This window comes from Pseudomonas sp. RW3S2 (assembly GCF_014268955.1).
Lineage (GTDB): Bacteria > Pseudomonadota > Gammaproteobacteria > Pseudomonadales > Pseudomonadaceae > Aquipseudomonas > Aquipseudomonas wayambapalatensis.
Window position 1 is genome coordinate 104,165 of the sequence record NZ_JABWRM010000007.1, and the last position, 17,678, is coordinate 121,842.

The window sequence follows — 17,678 nt, forward strand, 5'->3', positions numbered from 1 at the left end:
GCGAGCCTCCATGGTCCATCATGCAACCAACGGCGCCGAGGTCTTCCACATAGAAGCAACCTGCGCATCTCGCATATAAAACGCCTGTAGGTGGGCCCTATGATCCCCGCGAAACTCCTTCAACTGATGGTCGAGCATTCGAACGATGGCATCGTGGTTGCCGAGCAGGAGGGCGACGACAGCATCCTCATCTACGTCAACCCCGCCTTCGAGCGACTGACCGGCTATGCCGCCGACGACATCCTCTATCAGGATTGCCGTTTCCTGCAGGGCGAGAATCATGACCAGGAAGGCCTCGCTAGCATCCGCGCTGCGATCCGCGATGGCAGCCCCTGCCGTCAGGTACTGCGCAACTATCGCAAGGACGGAAGCCTGTTCTGGAACGAGCTGTCCATCACCCCCGTGTACAACGAGGCAGACCAGCTGACGTACTACATCGGCATCCAGCGCGATGTGACAGCACAGGTTTGCGCCGAGGAAAAGGTGCGCGAGCTGGAGGCTGAACTGGCCCTGCTGCGCCGTCAGCTCGGGCAGGACGAGCGCTAAAAAATCAATACACAACCCTCAATCTGTATAGATTAATCCTTGGGCTTCAGCTATACCTGTACAACAAATATATTTTGTACAGGATTACCTGGAGCCCAGCATGTCTGCATACCTACAGCAATTCGCCGAGCGCTTCGCCAGTCTCGATGGGGCTAACCTCGACAGGCTGGAAAACCTGTACAGCGAGGACATTACTTTTCGCGACCCTCTGCACCACATACAGGGCCTGCAGGCGCTGCGAGCCTACTTCGAGCAGTTGTACGCCAACGCCAGCGATATCCGCTATGCCTTCATCAGCGCCGACGAGGTAAGCCCCGGTCAGGGCTACTTGCGCTGGACCCTGCAGTTCCGCCACCCACGCCTGGCCGGGGGTCGGCAGATCACGCTGCAAGGGTGCAGTTGCCTGCACTGGCGCGACCGTGTGCATTTTCACCAGGACTATTTCGACGCCGGCGCCCTCATCTACGAACACCTTCCGATCATGGGCGGCGCAATCCGCTGGCTCAAAGGCAGGCTGGCATGAGCCGCTGCTGGTTGACCGGCGCTAGCAGCGGTATCGGTGCCGAGCTCGCTCGCATCCTGCTGGAGCAAGGCCATCAAGTGGCCCTGGGCGCACGCCAGGCCAATCGCCTTGCACCCCTGGCCGAACAGTTTCCTGGGCAGGTACTGCTGGCCATCGGCGATCTTGACGACCCAGAGGATATCGCCGCGATCACCGCGCAGATCGAACAGGCCTGGGGAGGCCTGGACATGGTCATTCTCAATGCCGGCACCTGCGAATACCTGGAGCCGGGGCAGTTCGATCCGGCGCTGGTCGAGCGCGTGATGCGCACCAACCTGCTCAGTGTCGCCTACTGCATGGCATCGGCACTGCCCCTGCTTCGCAAGGGCCAGCGCCCTCACCTGGTGGTGATGGGCAGCTCGGTGACCTGGCTGGCCTTGCCCCGCGCCGGTGCCTATGGCGCCTCCAAGGCTGCGGTGCGCTATTTGATGGAATCACAGCGGATCGACCTGGCCCGCGAGGGTATCGCAGTCACCTTGGTCAGCCCTGGCTTTGTCGACACACCTTTGACACGCCGCAACGACTTCCCCATGCCGCAGCTGTGGAGTGCGCAGCGCGCCGCCCGACACATCGCCAGACGCTTGCCCCACCGCCCCGTGGAAATCAACTTCCCCGGTCTTTTCACCTGTGTATTGCGCCTGCTCGGTGCGCTACCGGCGCGTCTGCGTCTGGCCCTGGGGCAACGCCTCGCCCGTCATGAACAGGAAGGTTGATTCATGCGTATAGCAATCATCGGCAGCGGCATCGCCGGGCTGACCTGCGCCCATCTGCTGTCGCGCAACCACCAGGTCACGGTTTTCGAAGCCGAGCGCTGGATCGGTGGCCACACACACACCCTCGATGTGGTCTGGAAGGGCCAGCGCCATGCAATAGACACCGGCTTCATCGTGTTCAACGACTGGACCTACCCCAACTTCATTCGGCTGCTCGACCAGCTCAAGGTCACCTCACAGCCCACCGAAATGAGTTTTTCCGTGCATGACCCGGCCACAGGCCTTGAGTACAACGGCCACGACCTGAACACACTGTTCGCACAACGCCGCAACCTGATCTCCCCAGGCTTCTGGGGAATGCTGCGGGATATTCTGCGCTTCAACCGCCAGGCACTGACCGACCTGGACAGCCAGCGGATCGATGCCAACACCACGCTGGGTAGCTACCTTCAGGCGCAGGGCTATGGGCAGCGCTTCATCGACCACTATATCGTGCCGATGGGATCGGCCATCTGGTCGATGTCCCGCGCCGACATGCTCCACTTCCCCCTCGAGTTCTTCGTCCGTTTCTGTCGCAACCACGGCTTGCTGTCGGTCAACCACCGTCCACAGTGGCGGGTCATCAAAGGTGGTTCGAGCAGCTACATCGCGCCACTGTGCCGCCCCTTCGCTGACAGCATCCGCCTGGACTGCAAGGTTCACCGGGTCAGCCGCGACGAAGGTGGCGTGACCGTCGTGAGCGCAGCCGGCACCGAACGCTTCGACACCGTGGTGTTCGCCTGCCATAGCGACCAGGCCCTGGCCATGCTGGAAAGCCCCAGCACACAGGAACGTGCAGTGCTCGGGGCCATCGGCTACGCCAGCAACGATGTCGTACTGCACACCGACACCCGCCTGCTGCCGCGCCGCAAGCGCGCCTGGGCGAGCTGGAACTACCGCCTGGGAGGCCCACAGCAGGCTCCCGCCGCGCTGACCTACAACATGAATATCCTGCAAGGTATCCAGGCACCGACCACCTTCTGCGTGAGCCTCAACCAGACCGCATTGATAGACCCTGCGCAGGTGATTGCCCGCTTTCAGTACGCCCATCCGCAGTACAGCCTCGCCGCGTCCGCGGCGCAGGCTCGGCAGTCAGAGCTGCAAGGCCAGCAGCACAGCTACTTCTGTGGTGCCTACTGGGGAAATGGTTTTCACGAGGACGGTGTGGTCAGTGCGCTGAAGGTGGCCGCGCATTTCGGGGTGCAGCTGTGAACAGCAGCCTCTGCCTGGGCTGGATCAGCCACCGTCGCTTGACGCCGCGCGCCCACGCGTTCCGCTATCGAACAGGCATGTTCTACCTGGATCTGGACGAGCAAACCTGGCTGATGAGCCTGTCACGCTGGCTAGGGCGCTGGCGCCTGGCACCGCTCAGCTTTCGCCAGACCGACTACCTGCCAGCGCTGACCCAGCAGGGACAGACGCTGGCACAGGCCGCGCGCTTGATCGTCCGCCAGGCCACGGGGGATATGCCCGAAGGCCCGGTCCACCTGCTCACGCAACTGCGCTGCTGGGGGCTGTCGTTCAACCCGGTGAGTTTCTATTTCTGCCATGACCGCGACGCGAACCTGGTGGCGATCCTGCTGGAAGTACGAAACACCCCCTGGCGTGAACGCTTCCACTACGTGCTGCCGGTGCACGACAACCTCGGCACACCCTTCACGGTGGCGAAGGCCTTCCACGTGTCGCCGTTCATGCCACTGGACATGGACTATCGCTTTCGCTTCTCCCTGGATGCGCAACATATACGTATCCATATGGAGAACCGGCAACACGAGCGCACGGTGTTCAAGGCAGACCTCGCCTTGCAGCGCCAGCCTTTGGACCGCGCCGGCCTGCATCGATACATCCTGGCCTTCCCGTGGATGAGCCTGCGCACCCTCTCGGCTATCTACTGGCAGGCACTGCGCCTGCTGTTCAAACGCACCCCCATCCATGACCACACTGCCCGCCAGAATCACTTGGCGCTCGGCCACTCCTGCGAGGACACGAATGATGTCGAATCACACCCTGAGCGTTAGCAAGTTCGCCGGCCTTGCGCCGTTGCTCGGCGGTCTGGCACGAAGCGCCGTGCTCGCCCAAATGGGCAAGCTGCGCCACGGTCACTTGCGCCTGCTGTGCCACGGCCAGCAGTGGAGTTTTGGCGATACCGAGAGCCCGTTGCAGGCCGAGGTGGAGGTGCTCGATGACGCCACCTGGAGCCTGATCGCCGGCAATGGCTCGATCGGTGCTGGCGAAGCCTACATCCACGGCTATTGGCGCAGCCCGGACCTTGCGCGGGTGACGCGCCTGTTCGTCGCCAACCTTGAAGTGCTCGACGCGCTCGAGGGCGGCCTGGCGCGCCTCGGCCGCCCTGCCCTGCGGCTGCTGCACCGGCTCAACCGCAATAGCAGGCGCGGTGCCCGACGCAACATTCTGGCGCACTACGACCTCGGCAACGCCCTGTTCGAGCGGCTGCTGGACCCCACCATGATGTATTCGGCAGCCCAGTTCGAGCATCCCGGGCAGACACTGGAACACGCTCAGGTGAACAAGCTGGAGCGCATCTGCCAGAAACTTGAGCTATGCCCTGACGATCACCTGCTGGAAATTGGCTGCGGTTGGGGCTCCCTGGCGATTCACGCCGCCACCCGATACGGCTGCAGGGTTACCACCACCACCCTCTCCGAAGCGCAGTACAGCCATACCCTGGACCGCGTTCGGGCGCTGGGCCTGGAGCAGCGCATAACGGTACTTCGCGAGGACTACCGCGACCTGGAAGGCCGTTTCGACAAACTGGTATCGATCGAGATGATCGAAGCGGTCGGCCATCGTTATCTGCCGGTGTACTTCCGCCAGTGTGCCGCGCTGCTCAAGCCCGATGGCCTGATGCTGCTGCAAGCCATCACCATTCGCGACCAGCGCTACGACCAGGCACGCCGCTCGGTGGACTTCATCCAGCGCTACATTTTCCCCGGAGGCGCCCTGCCTTCGCTGAGCGTGATGCTCGACACTGCCAGCCGGCACACTGCGCTGAACCTTGTACATATGGAGGATTTCGGCCAGGACTACGCCCTCACCCTGCAGCATTGGCGGGAAAACCTGCGTCAGGCACGCACGGCGCTGGCCGACCTGGGCTACGACGACATGTTCCAGCGCCTGTGGGAATTCTACTTGTGCTACTGCCAAGGCGGCTTCGAGGAGCGCGCCATCGGCGTTGCCCACCTGCTGTTGGCCGCGCCCCAGGCACGTCGTGCGCCCTTGCCAGGCCATGCCTGATGCACGGCGGCAGGCTGGTCGCCAATGCCCTTTGGTTGCAGGTCGGCTGGTGGGCCTGCGTACTGGGTGCAGAACGGCCCTGGCTCTTGCTGCTGGTGATCCTCGGCCTGGGCGTGCACCTGCGCCTGAGCCGAGACGTCAGCGGCGAGTTCAAGGCGCTGTGGCGCGTTACCTTGGCCGGCTCCCTGCTCGATACGGTGCTGGGAGCGCTGGGGGTATTCGCGTTCGATGCCTGGCCGCTGCCACCGTGGCTCGCGCTGCTGTGGCTGGTGCTGGCCAGCGGCATGCGCCACAGCCTGGCATGGATCGCCAGGGACTGGCGGCTCGGTGCACTGCTGGGCGCAATCAGCGGCCCACTGGCTTACTTGGCGGGCGCCAGGCTGGCCGGGGTGGGATTACCTTTGGGCACGCTGGAAACCGGCCTGCTACTGGCGCCCATCTGGGCCTTCACCTTGCCCCTGCTCTTGCGCCTGGCGGCGTGGCGCTGACCTGCGGCATCGCTCAGAGCAATAGCGCACCTGTTCCCAGCAGCGCGCCCAGCGCTTGCGCCAGTTGAACGGCAGGCCACAGACCACACAGATCTTGCTGGGCAACAGGCTCTTTTTCATATCGGCTGCCCGGCATCCAGTCGCGCCAACAATGACTGGCCGCGTTGCCATACGGCATCGCGACGGCTGGCCGACATGCCATCGAGCCCAAGATAGGCCAGCGCCAGCCGCGGGTTAGCCGAAAGCACGGTGCGATGGCGAATGAGAAAATGCCAGTACAGGGCATTGAACGGGCAAGCATCCTCCTCGGTTACCTGGCCAACCCGGTAACTGCAAGACGCGCAATGGTCGGACATGCGCTGGATGTAACGACCACTCGCACAGTAGGGCTTGGACCCAAGGTAGCCACCGTCGGCATGCATCACCATGCCAAGCGTGTTGGGCAGCTCGACCCAGTCGAAAGCGTCCATGTAGACCGCCAGATACCACTCACAAATCGCCGTCGGCACGATACCGGCCAGCAAGGCGAAGTTTCCGGTCACCATCAGCCGCTGGATGTGGTGCGCGTAACCCAGCCGCAAGGTCTGCCCGATGGCTTGCGCCATGCAGCGCATACGGGTTTGCCCGGTCCAGTAGAATTCCGGCAACGCCCGCTCGTTGCCCAGGTGATTGAGCCCGGCGTACTCCGGCATGCGCAGCCAATAGATCCCGCGCACATACTCGCGCCAGCCTATCAGTTGGCGGATGAAGCCTTCGGCTGCATTGAGCGGCACTCGCCGCTCGCGCCACGCCCTGTCGACGTCTTCACACAGGCTACGCACATCCAGAAGCCCGATGTTGAGCGCTGCACTGATACGTGCATGAAACAGATACGGCTCGCCCTCGGCCATCGCATCCTGGTAGTCCCCGAAAGCCGCCAGGCCAAACTCTAGAAAGTGTTGCCAGAGCTGCTGGGCCTGGGCATGGGTTACTGGATAGTCGAAGCCGTCGGTGGCCCCGTAGTGGTCGCTGAAGCGCTGACCTACCAGCGCCTGCACCGCTGCTGTGATCTCGTCCTGCGCAAAATGCGCAGCGAATGGGCCACGTAGCTGACGCGGCAACGGCTTGCGATTGTCGGCATCGAAATTCCAGGCTCCACCTGCCGGGCTGCCATCGAGCTCCATCAGCAGGCCGGTGCGCTTGCGCATGCCACGGTAGAAGTGCTCCATGCGCAGTTGGCGCCGCTCAGCGGCCCAGCGCCCAAAGGCTTCGCGCGAGCACAGAAAACGCCGGTCACGGTGCCACACCAGCGGCAACCCGGCATCACGCAATGCCTGCTCCAGACGCCACTCGCCGCACTCGGTCAGGTGGATCTGCGTGGCGCCCAAGGCCTGTTGCCAGCGACACAACTCGCCAACGATGCTGCCGCTGTTGCCTGCAGCATCGAGCTCGACATAGTGCACTTGCCAACCCCGCTCGCGCAGGCACCGAGCGAAGTGCCGCATGGCGCTGAAAATCAGAACGATCTTCAGTGGATGGTGCGGCACGTACCGGGCCTCACCCTCCACCTCCGCCATCAAGATAGCGTCACGGGCAGGATCGAGAGCGCTCAGGCTCGCCAGGTCGAACGACAGCTGGTCACCCAGCACCAGGCCCAGGCGCATCGTTTCGCCTACCACTGGCTGGCGAGCGTTATCGGGACGCGCAGTGGTTCGATGGGGCCGTCACGTTGCCCGCACATCTCATCATGTACCACGTGCTGCACCAGCGTGCAGGGCACGGATGGCAGGCCCGTCAGCAACTGGCGTAGCTCGGTGGTGGAGCGCACGCGCAGGGGCTGCCCATGGGCATCGTTGAGAGTCACGGGGCCAGCGTCGGTCAAGGCACGCAGGAGGTAGAAGCCGCCCTCCAGCGACAGCAGTTCCAGCGCCTTCGCTTCGCCGGTCGTGACCCATTGAAACAGCGTGACCAGGTTCACGGCGTACTCTCCGGGAGGCGGCGGAAGAATAGGGTGATCTGGCCGATTTCCACGCCCAGCTTGCTCATACTCGAGCGATTGATCAGGGTGTCGTCATCCATCAGGTACATCCAGTCGTCCAGGTCCACTTGCCAGTTACGCCCATCGACAGGCAGGTCAAGCTGATAACGCCAGCGCAACGCGTTACCCGCCACTTCCCCCCTCGCCTCGCCAATGACGTCCCCCGCCGTTCCGCGCCAGCGGCCAGGGCCGTCGGGCACCAACCGCCAGGTGCGTTCCTGACGGGTGCCATCGCTGTACAGAAAATGTTCTTCGAGGATCAGATGCTCACCTTCACGACGGCTATCGATGCGCACATGAAAGCGCTTGATTACCTCACCGGAGCGCTTCTGGAACATCCCCCAGGCCTGTACCGGCCGCGAGAAGAACGCCACCAGGTCGAGCTTCGGCTGCTCCTGGGCATAGCGTTCGACCCCGACATTGCCACAGCTGCCCAGAAGCAGACACAACGCCAGCAACAGTGCTTTGTACATATTCAGCGTCCTCGTTCACTGCCAGCCAGCCCGAGCAGGCGCTGACGCAGTTGTGGATCCCTGGCACGTGGATCGAGCCAGATGGCAAAGAACGCCCGGGCAAAGGCCGGGTCAGTGATTTCGCGGCTCAATTCACCGTCGACGTAAAAGCGGCACCCCTGCCCCGGCAGGTACAAGCCTGTAATTCGCATCCCGGGGCGCACGTCCACGAATGCCGCTTCAAGCGCCTGGGTCCAAGCCGGGCGTTGCTGCGGCGCAATGCCGCCAGCGTTGAGACGATGCATTTCCTCGAGGCTGGCCTGTACCAGCGTGTCCTTGGACAACGACCGGTGATAGAGAAGCTCGAGGGCGAACGGCTGGTTCCAGTCCAGCGCCGGCCCCAGCGTCCATAGCTGGGCGGTGTAAAGACGCAGGCCGAACCAAGTGAACTCACCCGCACCCAACCGCTGCGCACCGGGCAACTGCGAGCGCCAGTCCGCCGTCGCCGAAAACGCAACGATCAGCAGGCAAAGGCACGTCCAACGAGCACGGTGAACCATATTGACCTCAAGCGCGGCCCAATACTGTACAAAGATAGCATGATGTACAGATATTTTATTGGCATGTACAGTTTTTTGCCATTCGCCTCCAAGCCACGGGCACAGTCGTTGGTCGCAGCCGAAATCGAAAAGAGCTGCCGGTCGAGCTATCCGGTCAAAACGTTCGCACTTATTTGCCTGCGCGGTAGTCGTAGGTCTGAATACCACTTCGCCTACCGGAGCTCCCATGCCCATGACCCGCGCCTGCCAACAGCTCGCTCTGGAGCAGAATCGCCGGCTGTTCGCCAGCGCCTATGAACTCGACCGCGCAGCCTTTGCCCTACTCGAAGGCGTCGGGCTCGACGCCTTCGACTTCGGCCATTACCAGGAGCTGCGGCGCAAGGCAGCCGAGCGTTATCAGGAGGCCATCGAGCATCTGGCCCTCCTTGAGGGCAACCGCTCATCGCCAAAGTGAGCGCCAGCCTATAATCTGCGCCCAGTGCCCGGCGATTCGCCCCAGGCCATTTCCAGGTCCGTATAAGGCTGATGCCATGAAGTCGTCCAGCAAACCGTCCCTCGCCTCGCCGCACAATCCGGCGCTCAGCCCCAGCCATCTGGATTTCCCCGTGGTCGGCATCGGCGCCTCGGCCGGCGGCCTGGAAGCGATCCGCCGGTTCTTCCGGCACGCCCCGGACGACTCCGGCATGGCGTTCGTTGTCGTCCTGCACCTCTCCCCCCATCACCAGAGCCAGGCTGACCGGATCATCCAGGCGGTCACCCGCATGCCGGTACGCCAGGTCAGCGAGCCGGTGCCGATCGAACGCAACCATGTCTACGTGATCTCGCCAGCCAATCGCCTCTCGACCAACGACGGCTACCTGCGGGTCAGCCCAGCCAAGCGCGGCCGCGGCGATCATGTGGCCATCGACCTGTTCTTTCGCGACCTGGCCGACGTGCACAAGGACCATGCATTCTGCGTGGTGCTCTCGGGAACCGGCAGCGACGGCGCCGTAGGCCTGTCGCGCATCAAGGAACAAGGTGGCGTGACCCTGGTGCAGGCACCCGATGATGCCGAGTACCCCGACATGCCCCGTGCGGCGCTGGCCACCGGCATGGTTGACCTGCTGCTGCCAGTAGCTGAAATGCCTGCGCGCCTGGTCGAGTTGTGGCGCACGGCGCGGCAGGTGAAACTGCCGGAAATCGAAGACGACAGCCTGCCGCCGCCATTGGGAGAGCGCGAGGGTGATCCGGCGGCGAGCGACCCGCTGCTGGATGAGATCCTGCTGACGCTGCAAGGCGAGACCGGACACGACTTCAGCCACTACAAGCGCGCCACCGTACTGCGCCGCCTGGAACGCCGCCTGCATGTCACCGGCCAGACAGAGCTGGCCGGCTATCTCGACTTCCTGCAGCACCACCCGGAGGAGTCGCGGGCACTGCTGGCCGACATGCTGATCGGAGTGACCAACTTCTTCCGCGATCGCGAGGCGTTCGAGGCGTTGCAGCGCCATGTGATGCCGGGCCTGGTCAACAAGGATGCCAGTGAAGAGTCCGCGCACGAGGTACGCCTCTGGTCAGCAGGCTGCTCCACCGGCGAGGAGGCCTATAGCCTGGCGATGCTGGTGACCGAGCAGTTGGCGGTGGAACAGCGCAGCGCCCAAGTACAGGTATTCGCCACCGACCTCGACGAACGCGCCATCAACATCGGTCGCGCCGGCCGGTATCCGGACGCCATCGCCACCGACGTGTCGGCGGCACGCCTGCGCCAGTTCTTCATCAAGGAGGACCAGCACTTGCGGGTGTGCAAGGAAATCAGGGAAAAGGTCCTGTTCGCCCGTCACAACCTGCTGTCCGATCCGCCATTCTCCCAGCTCGACCTGATCGTCTGCCGCAACCTGCTGATCTACCTGGACCGCGAGGTGCAGCGCGATATCCTGCGCCTGTTCCATTTCGCCCTGCGTCCGGGCGGCCATCTGTTCCTTGGCAGCTCCGAGTCGACGGACCTTGCGGCCGACCTGTTCGTCGCCGTGGACAAACGCAACCGCATCTTCCGCGCCCGGGAAGTGCAGACCACCAGCCATCCGCCGCGCCTGCAGGCCCCGGAGCCTGCGCTCGCACCACCGGCCCGCGCACGCAGCAGTCGCCGCTTGTCCTACGCCGAGATCCATCACCGCGCCCTCGCCCGCTGCACGCCGCCCAGCCTGGTGATCGATACCGAGGGCAATATCCTGCACATGAGTGAAGGTGTCGGGCGCTTCCTGCACCACGCCGGTGGCGAGCTCAGCCACAACCTGCTCAGCCTGATCATCGCGCCGTTGCGACCGGCCTTGCGCAGTACCTTGCTGCAGGCGCAAGGCAGCGGCCAGGCGGTGACCTCGCGCAGTGTCTCGGTCAGCCTCGACGAACATCCCACGGCCGTGCAAATCCTGGTGCAGCCGCACCAGGACGACCCCAGTGGCACCGACTGCCTGCTGGTGGTGTTCCAGGCGATCGAAGTCGACAGCAGCGCCAGTACCAGCGCCGCCGTCGAGCAGACCGAAGGCATGGTGTTGAGCAACCTGGAGCGCGAACTGCATCGCACGCGGCTGCAACTGCAGGAGACCATTGAGCAATCGGAGTTTTCCAGCCAGGAGTTGACTGCCTCCAACGAGGAAATGCAAGCGATCAACGAGGAGCTGCGTTCGGCCAGCGAGGAACTGGAAACCAGCAAGGAAGAGCTGCAGTCGATCAACGAAGAATTGCTGACGGTCAACTACGAGCTCAAGACCAAGGTCGAGGAGACCGACAAGGTCAACGACTACCTCAGCAACCTGATCGCCTCGACCGACATCGCCACGGTCTTCGTCGACCGCAACCTGTGCATCCGCTGGTTCACGCCCCGCGCCGCGGACATCTTCAGCATGCTGCCGGTGGACACCGGGCGCTCGCTACTCGATATCACCCATCGTCTCGACTACCCTGGCCTGGCCGACGACGCCCGTGCGGTGGTCGAGCGCGAGACCACTATCGAACGCGAGGTGGTCGGCCACAACCAGCACTGGTACCTGGCCCGCTTGCTGCCCTACCGGGCGAGCGAGCGCAATGTCGATGGCACCGTACTGACCTTCATCGACATCAGCCAGAGCCGCGCCGCGGAGGAACGCTTGCGCCAGGGCGAGGAACGCATGCGTCTGGTAGCGGAAAGCACCCATGACTTCGCCATCATCCTGCTTGATGAACAAGGCCTGATCACTGACTGGAATACCGGTGCCGCGCTGATTTTCGGCTATGGCAAGGACGAAGTCCTCGGCCACCACTACCAACTGATCTTCACCGAGCAGGACCAGGCCAGCGGTGTGCCAGAGCGCGAGCTGCGCAGCGCCCGCCTCCATGGCCGCGGCCAGGACGAGCGCTGGCACGTGCGCAAGGATGGCAGCCGCTTCTACTGCAGCGGCGAAGTGTCCCGCCTCAAGGGCAGCAGCCTGCGCGGCTACGTGAAGATCGCCCGCGACCTCACCGGCCACAAGCGCCTGCACGACGAACAGAGCAAGCAACTGGCCGAGTCGCAGAGCAGCAGCCACATGAAGGACGAGTTCTTCGCCGTCATGTCCCACGAACTCAAGCACCCGCTGAACCTGATCCAGCTCAACGCCGAGATCCTGCGGCGCTCGCCCTCGGTGAAGTCCGCCAGTGCCGCCAGCAAGGCGGTCGGGATCATCTGTGATGCGGTATCCAGTCAGGCACGAATCATCGACGACCTGCTCGATGTCGCCCGCATCCGCACCGGCAAGCTCAAGCTCAAGACCGAGGTGATCGACCTGTGCGCAGTGCTGCAGGGGATCCATGCGGTGGTGCTCAACGAGCAGCATCCTTGCACCGTGCGCCTGGTGTTGCCGGCCGATGGCGCGCCCGTTCACGTCGAGGCCGATGGCACGCGGCTCGAGCAGATCATCTGGAACCTCCTGAACAACGCCTTGAAGTTCAGCCCCGCAGGCACCGAGATTCGCGTGGTGCTCGCCAGGCGAGACAGCCAGGCCCAGCTAGAGGTGATCGACCAGGGCGTGGGGCTGACCGAGGATAGCCTCGAGAGCGTTTTCGAGCTGTTCACCCAGGCCGCACCGCAGTTGTCCGGCAACAGCCGCGAAGGGCTGGGTATCGGCCTGTCGCTGGTGCGCCAGTTGGTCGAGGCCCATGGCGGGACGGTCGCGGCGTATTCTGCGGGGCTTGGTTGCGGTACCACCTTCACCGTCTCCCTACCGTTGTGCGCGCCCGAGCGCCAGGCCACGCCAGATGCTCCCGAGCAGGCCAGCGACGGACGCCTGGATGGTATCAAGGTGCTGCTGGTAGACGACTCGAAGGAAATCCTCGAGGTCATGCAGCAGTTGCTGGAGATGGAAGGTGCGAACGTCGAGGCCTACAGCGACCCGCAAGCAGCGCTCGAGGCCGCCGCCGACGGACGCTACGAGATCATCCTGTCCGATATCGGCATGCCGGTAATGGACGGTCATGCCCTGATCAAGGCGCTACGGGGCCTGGAACACCTGCGCTACACACCGGCCATTGCCCTGACCGGCTACGGCGCCAGCGCCGACCAGTACCGCTCACGCCAGTCGGGCTTCGACCGCCACCTGAACAAACCGGTGGGCTATGACGACCTGGTCGAGGCCATAGAGACACTGTGCGGGTCGGTGCCCTATTGAACGGGCTCAGCACCGCTGAAGGCCACTCCCTGCACTGCTGTTGTTCACCCGCTAAATGTTTGTCCGGCGGTCCTTCAGGCAACTGGTCTGGAAATCCGAGAATCTTTGCAGTGCGATGACTCGCGCCCTAGTCACAACTGAACACAGGCGTTCCTGTGTTCGACCAGAGGTACACCGTCATGGTTGATAAAAGCGACTGACCTACCTGCCCAGGAGACCGACCATGAGCGACCCCAATCATCCAGATCCTTATGTCGATGAAGTCCCACACGATCCCGGCGAGAAGATACCTGCGCCCAATCCCCAACAAGAGGCACCCGAATGGCCGGAAGGCCAGGTCGCCCCAGAAGAGCAATCCCACGGCTGAAGGCCCGGCGCTTTCCAGGTAGCGCCACTCGTCAATCCTGCTGAACCCTCTCGATCCGCCACGGGTCGCTACTGATGAGTACATCAATACAGGGGGCTGTGGTGAGCGAGATCCGCATTGGTATTTCCGGTTGGCGCTATGGCCCATGGCGCAAGGACTTCTACCCCAAGGGGCTGCGCCAGGACGACGAGCTGGCGTTTGCCTCGCGGGCGGTCAACAGCATCGAGATCAATGGCTCGTTCTATGCGCTGCAGACTCCGGAACGCTACGACCGCTGGCGTGACGAGACGCCAGAGGATTTCGTGTTCTCGGTCAAGGCCCCACGCTATATCACCCATGTGCGCAGGCTTCGCGAGATCGACGAAGCGCTGGCCAACTTCTTCGCGTCGGGCCCGCTGCTGCTGGGTGACAAACTTGGGCCTTTCCTCTGGCAGTTTCCCCCTAACCTGAAATTCGACGTGCAGCGCTTCAGCGACTTTCTGGCCAAGCTCCCGCATGACCGCTCTGCCGCCCGCCGCCTTGCCCGCCAGGCCGCCGAGCGCCTGCAAGGCAACGGTGGGGCGACCGTCAAGGGCAACTCACGCCTGCGCCACGCCGTGGAAATCCGCCACCCCAGTTTCCTCTGCGATACCTTCATCGACCTGCTGCGCAAACACAAGGTCGCCCTGGTGGTCGCCGACAGCGCGGGCAAATGGCCCTATGTCGAGGAAGTCACGGCCGATTTCATGTACCTGCGCCTGCATGGCGATGTCGAGCTCTACAGCAGCGGCTATACCGCCAGCGCGCTGCGCCGCTGGCGTATGCGTATCCAGGCCTGGGCTGCGGGCGGCCAGCCGGAGGATGCCCAGCGCGTCGTGCGCCGCGCCCCGGCAAAGCGCGCTTCCCGTGACGTGTACTGCTACTTCGACAATGACCAGAAAGTGCATGCCCCGTACGATGCCCGTCGCCTGCTTGGCAAGCTCGGCCTTGACGGCGAATTGGTGACAGAGCCCGGCGTCGATCCGCAGGAGCCGCTATGAACGGAACTTTGCCCGCCCCCCGCTGCATCATCGACAAGGTGACCGCCGTGCACCGCCTGACGGTGCTGACCCTCAACGTGCACAAGGGTTTCACCCTGTTCAACCGCCGTTTCATCCTGCCGGAGCTGCGTGAGGCGGTACGCGCTACCGGGGCCGACCTGGTGTTCCTGCAGGAGGTACACGGCAGCCATCAGCAGCATGCCGAGCGCCACCCGACCTGGCCGACGGCACCTCAGTACGAATTCCTCGCCGACAGCATGTGGCCGCAGTTCGCCTACGGACGCAACGCGCTCTATCCCCATGGCGACCATGGCAACGCCCTGCTGTCCAAGTTTCCGATCCGCGCCCACGACAACCTTGACGTCACGATCCACGGCAACGAAGAACGCGGCCTGCTGCATTGCCAGCTCGAAGTGCCCGGCCATGAGCAGGTGCACGCGATCTGCGTGCACCTGGGTCTGCGCGAAGAGCACCGCCAGCGGCAAGTCGGCCTGCTGCTGGCGTTGCTCGACAGCCTGCCGTCGGGCGAGCCGGTCATCGTCGCTGGCGATTTCAACGACTGGCGTCTGAAAGCAGATGTGCGCCTCTCGAGGCATCTGGTCGAAGCCTTCGGCAAGCCGGCGCGCAGCTTTCCCGCCCGCCTGCCGCTGCTGCGCCTGGATCGCATCTACCTGCGCAACGCACAGGCCGGCGAAGCCCGGGTGCTGTCCAGATACCCGTGGACGCACCTCTCCGACCACGCCCCGCTGGTAGCGCAGGTGACGCTATGAAGCTGTCCTGGAGCGACGGCAACCACGTCCAGTTGCTGATCAATGGCGAGCAGTACTATCCACGCGTGTTCGAGGCCATGGCACAGGCGCGCGAGGAGATTCTCCTGGAAACCTTCATCATCTACGACGACAAGGTCGGCCAGCCCTTGCGCCAGGCCCTGATCGACGCCGCACGGCGTGGGGTAAGGGTCGAGGTGGCCGTGGACGGTTACGGCACCGCCGACCTGCCCGACGAGTTCATCGCCTCGATGACTGCGGCCGGGGTCCGTTTCCATTCGTTCGATCCGCAACCACGGCTGGCCGGCATGCGCACCAACCTGTTCCGTCGCCTGCACCGCAAGATCCTGGTGATCGACGGACAGCGCGCGTTCATCGGCGGTCTCAATTACAGCGCCGACCACCTTGGCGATTTCGGCCCGCAGGCCAAGCAGGACTATGCCGTGGAGGTCGTCGGCCCTGTGGTGGGCCAGCTTCACGCGTCCTCCTGCCGATTGCTCGCCCCCGTGCTGGACGCCGCCAGTCGAATCCAACCGAGCGGTATCGCTGCAGGCCCGGCCAGTGCCGTGCTGGTGGAACGCGACAACCGGCGCCATCGCAACGATATCGAAGTCTGCTACCTGCAGGCCATCCGTGAAGCCAGGCAGCGTATCGTCGTGGCCAACGCCTACTTCTTCCCCGGCTACCGCCTGCTGCGCGAGCTGCGCAACGCCGCTCGGCGCGGGGTCGAGGTAACCCTGATCCTCCAGGGGCAGCCAGACATGCGCTGGGTCCGCACACTCTCCCGGCTGCTCTACAACTACCTGTTGCGCGACGATGTGCGCATCCACGAATACTGCCAGCGCCCGCTGCACGGCAAGGTGGCGTTGGTGGACGACGACTGGTCCACGGTGGGGTCGAGCAACCTCGACCCGCTGAGCCTGTCGTTCAACCTCGAAGCCAACCTGCTGATCCGCGACCGTGCGTTCAACGATCTGCTCTACCAGCACTTGAGCGCACTGACCCGCGAGCAGTGCAAGGCCGTGACGCTGGAGCGCATGGTGCGTGGCTACTGGTGGCGCGCCCCGTTGGTCTTCCTGGGCTTCCACATCACCCGCTATTTCCCGCGCATCGCTGGCTGGTTTCCGGCACACCGGCAACGCCTGCAGTCGCTGCAAAGCGAAAGCGAGGCTCCGGCCGACTACCAAGAGGGCAAGACCTGATGGCCACGGCACGCTGGAAGACCTGGGGCAAACGCCTGCTGACCGTGCTGTTCCTGGTGTTGATCCCGGTACTGCTGTTCACCCTGGCGCGCAACCTGGACTGGAACGAAGTCAGCCAGTCGCTACGGGCCTACCGGCCCTCGACCCTGGTGCTGGGGTTGCTGCTGGCTCTGTGCAGCTACCTGGTGTTCGCCAGCTACGACCTGCTCGCCCGCGCCTATACCGGACACCGCCTGCCGGCCCGGCAGGTACTGCCGGTAGCATTCGTCTGCTATGCATTCAACCTCAATTTCACCACCTGGGTCGGTGGCGTAGCCCTGCGTTACCGCCTGTACGGCAGGCTGGGCCTGGACACCCCGACCATCACCCGCATCCTCACCCTGGGGCTGCTGACCAACTGGATGGGCTACCTGCTGTTGGCCGGCATCGTATTCGCCTTGGGCTTGGTCAAGCTGCCGCAGAGCTGGACGGTAGGCGCTGGCGGCCTGCGCCTGATCGGCGTCCTGATGATCGTGGTCGCGTTGGCCTATCTGTTCGCCTGCGCCTTCGCCAAGCGGCGCACGTGGGACCTGCGCGGGCATGAAGTCACCCTGCCGAGCCTGCGCCTGGCGTTGTGCCAAGTGGCCCTGGGCGCAAGCAACTGGGCGCTGATGGCGGCGTTGATCCATCTGCTGCTGCCACCGGAGCTGTTCTATCCCTCGGTGCTGGGTGTGTTGCTGATCAGTTGCGTGGCGGGCGTGGTCGCCCATATACCCGCCGGGCTCGGCGTGCTGGAGGCCGTGTTCCTCGCCCTGCTTCACGGCCAGCTCGGCCAGGGCACGCTGGTGGCCGCACTGCTGGGCTATCGAACGTTGTACTACCTGATCCCGCTGCTGTTGGCGGTGGTCACCTACCTGATCCTCGAAAAACGCGCCAAGGCCTTGCGCCGACAGGCCGGGCCAGCCCTCGACAAGCGCTGATGGGCCAGGCGCGGAGCGATTGCGAACACAGCCACGGTGCCTGGCCGCCCCATTGACGCACAGGAGAACTGTCC

At 63.9% G+C, this 17,678-nt stretch carries 19 protein-coding genes; 14 read left to right on the forward strand and 5 right to left on the reverse strand.

The genetic code is table 11. The annotated features are described in order from the left end of the window. Positions 1-99: 99 nt before the first annotated feature. The 7 genes from HU748_RS12060 to HU748_RS12090 all read left to right on the forward strand — a co-directional run bounded on the left by HU748_RS12060 (position 100) and on the right by HU748_RS12090 (position 5,603). Positions 100-546 carry a PAS domain-containing protein gene (locus tag HU748_RS12060; protein WP_186720497.1) on the forward strand — a complete coding sequence of 149 codons (447 nt, stop codon included), beginning with the start codon at positions 100-102 and terminating at the stop codon, positions 544-546. A 100-nt stretch (positions 547-646) separates the two neighbouring features. After that, positions 647-1,069: a nuclear transport factor 2 family protein gene (locus tag HU748_RS12065; RefSeq protein WP_186707704.1), complete on the forward strand. Its 423-nt coding sequence runs from the start codon at positions 647-649 to the stop codon at positions 1,067-1,069. Beyond that, positions 1,066-1,821 (forward strand): SDR family NAD(P)-dependent oxidoreductase, encoded by a 756-nt coding sequence (locus HU748_RS12070; RefSeq protein ID WP_186664173.1) that lies wholly within the window; start codon positions 1,066-1,068, stop codon positions 1,819-1,821. Before HU748_RS12065 ends, HU748_RS12070 begins: the two co-directional genes overlap by 4 nt. A 3-nt stretch (positions 1,822-1,824) precedes the next feature. Then, positions 1,825-3,072: an FAD-dependent oxidoreductase gene (locus HU748_RS12075; RefSeq protein ID WP_186720498.1), complete on the forward strand. Its 1,248-nt coding sequence runs from the start codon at positions 1,825-1,827 to the stop codon at positions 3,070-3,072. Then, positions 3,069-3,878, forward strand: coding sequence for a DUF1365 domain-containing protein (locus HU748_RS12080; protein ID WP_186664169.1), 810 nt, complete (start codon positions 3,069-3,071; stop codon positions 3,876-3,878). The genes HU748_RS12075 and HU748_RS12080 overlap by 4 nt, the downstream gene beginning before the upstream one ends. Then, positions 3,853-5,115, forward strand: coding sequence for a cyclopropane-fatty-acyl-phospholipid synthase family protein (locus tag HU748_RS12085; RefSeq protein ID WP_186664167.1), 1,263 nt, complete (start codon positions 3,853-3,855; stop codon positions 5,113-5,115). Before HU748_RS12080 ends, HU748_RS12085 begins: the two co-directional genes overlap by 26 nt. Continuing rightward, a complete protein-coding gene (locus HU748_RS12090; protein WP_186720499.1) occupies positions 5,115-5,603 on the forward strand; it encodes a DUF2878 domain-containing protein in 489 nt (162 codons plus the stop codon). Before HU748_RS12085 ends, HU748_RS12090 begins: the two co-directional genes overlap by 1 nt. Here HU748_RS12090 and HU748_RS12095 read toward each other — a convergent pair. Genes HU748_RS12095 through HU748_RS12115 form a run of 5 tightly spaced genes read right to left on the reverse strand, consistent with a single transcriptional unit; the run spans position 5,541 to position 8,632 of the window. Beyond that, positions 5,541-5,723 (reverse strand): DUF2256 domain-containing protein, encoded by a 183-nt coding sequence (locus tag HU748_RS12095; protein ID WP_186664163.1) that lies wholly within the window; start codon positions 5,721-5,723, stop codon positions 5,541-5,543. The two genes, HU748_RS12090 and HU748_RS12095, sit on opposite strands and share 63 nt — an antisense overlap. Then, on the reverse strand, positions 5,720-7,246 hold the full coding sequence (locus HU748_RS12100; protein ID WP_186720500.1) for a cryptochrome/photolyase family protein: 1,527 nt from the start codon (positions 7,244-7,246) through the stop codon (positions 5,720-5,722). The genes HU748_RS12095 and HU748_RS12100 overlap by 4 nt, the downstream gene beginning before the upstream one ends. Before the next feature lie 8 nt (positions 7,247-7,254). Then, positions 7,255-7,560 carry a DUF6482 family protein gene (locus HU748_RS12105; protein ID WP_186664159.1) on the reverse strand — a complete coding sequence of 102 codons (306 nt, stop codon included), beginning with the start codon at positions 7,558-7,560 and terminating at the stop codon, positions 7,255-7,257. Continuing rightward, complete coding sequence (locus tag HU748_RS12110) at positions 7,557-8,093, reverse strand: DUF3833 domain-containing protein (RefSeq protein ID WP_186664157.1); 537 nt, start codon at positions 8,091-8,093, stop codon at positions 7,557-7,559. Before HU748_RS12110 ends, HU748_RS12105 begins: the two co-directional genes overlap by 4 nt. A gap of 2 nt (positions 8,094-8,095) precedes the next feature. Continuing rightward, positions 8,096-8,632: a chalcone isomerase family protein gene (locus HU748_RS12115; protein ID WP_186720502.1), complete on the reverse strand. Its 537-nt coding sequence runs from the start codon at positions 8,630-8,632 to the stop codon at positions 8,096-8,098. A gap of 226 nt (positions 8,633-8,858) precedes the next feature. Between HU748_RS12115 and HU748_RS12120 the strand changes: the two genes are divergently transcribed. The 7 genes from HU748_RS12120 to HU748_RS12150 all read left to right on the forward strand — a co-directional run bounded on the left by HU748_RS12120 (position 8,859) and on the right by HU748_RS12150 (position 17,604). Then, positions 8,859-9,086: a hypothetical protein gene (locus tag HU748_RS12120; protein WP_186664153.1), complete on the forward strand. Its 228-nt coding sequence runs from the start codon at positions 8,859-8,861 to the stop codon at positions 9,084-9,086. A gap of 76 nt (positions 9,087-9,162) precedes the next feature. After that, complete coding sequence (locus HU748_RS12125; protein WP_186720504.1) at positions 9,163-13,290, forward strand: CheR family methyltransferase; 4,128 nt, start codon at positions 9,163-9,165, stop codon at positions 13,288-13,290. 223 nt (positions 13,291-13,513) lie between these two features. Further along, positions 13,514-13,657, forward strand: a complete 144-nt coding sequence (locus tag HU748_RS12130; protein WP_186720506.1) for a hypothetical protein — start codon at positions 13,514-13,516, stop codon at positions 13,655-13,657. A gap of 74 nt (positions 13,658-13,731) precedes the next feature. After that, complete coding sequence (locus tag HU748_RS12135) at positions 13,732-14,676, forward strand: DUF72 domain-containing protein (protein ID WP_189657653.1); 945 nt, start codon at positions 13,732-13,734, stop codon at positions 14,674-14,676. After that, entirely contained in the window at positions 14,673-15,446 is a 774-nt protein-coding gene (locus tag HU748_RS12140) for an endonuclease/exonuclease/phosphatase family protein (protein WP_186720508.1), read from the forward strand. The genes HU748_RS12135 and HU748_RS12140 overlap by 4 nt, the downstream gene beginning before the upstream one ends. Then, the gene (gene clsB, locus HU748_RS12145; RefSeq protein ID WP_186720509.1) at positions 15,443-16,645 is read left to right on the forward strand and encodes a cardiolipin synthase ClsB; all 1,203 of its coding nucleotides are present in this window, start codon (positions 15,443-15,445) and stop codon (positions 16,643-16,645) included. The genes HU748_RS12140 and clsB overlap by 4 nt, the downstream gene beginning before the upstream one ends. Continuing rightward, complete coding sequence (locus HU748_RS12150) at positions 16,645-17,604, forward strand: lysylphosphatidylglycerol synthase domain-containing protein (RefSeq protein ID WP_186707725.1); 960 nt, start codon at positions 16,645-16,647, stop codon at positions 17,602-17,604. The genes clsB and HU748_RS12150 overlap by 1 nt, the downstream gene beginning before the upstream one ends. Positions 17,605-17,678 lie beyond the last annotated feature (74 nt).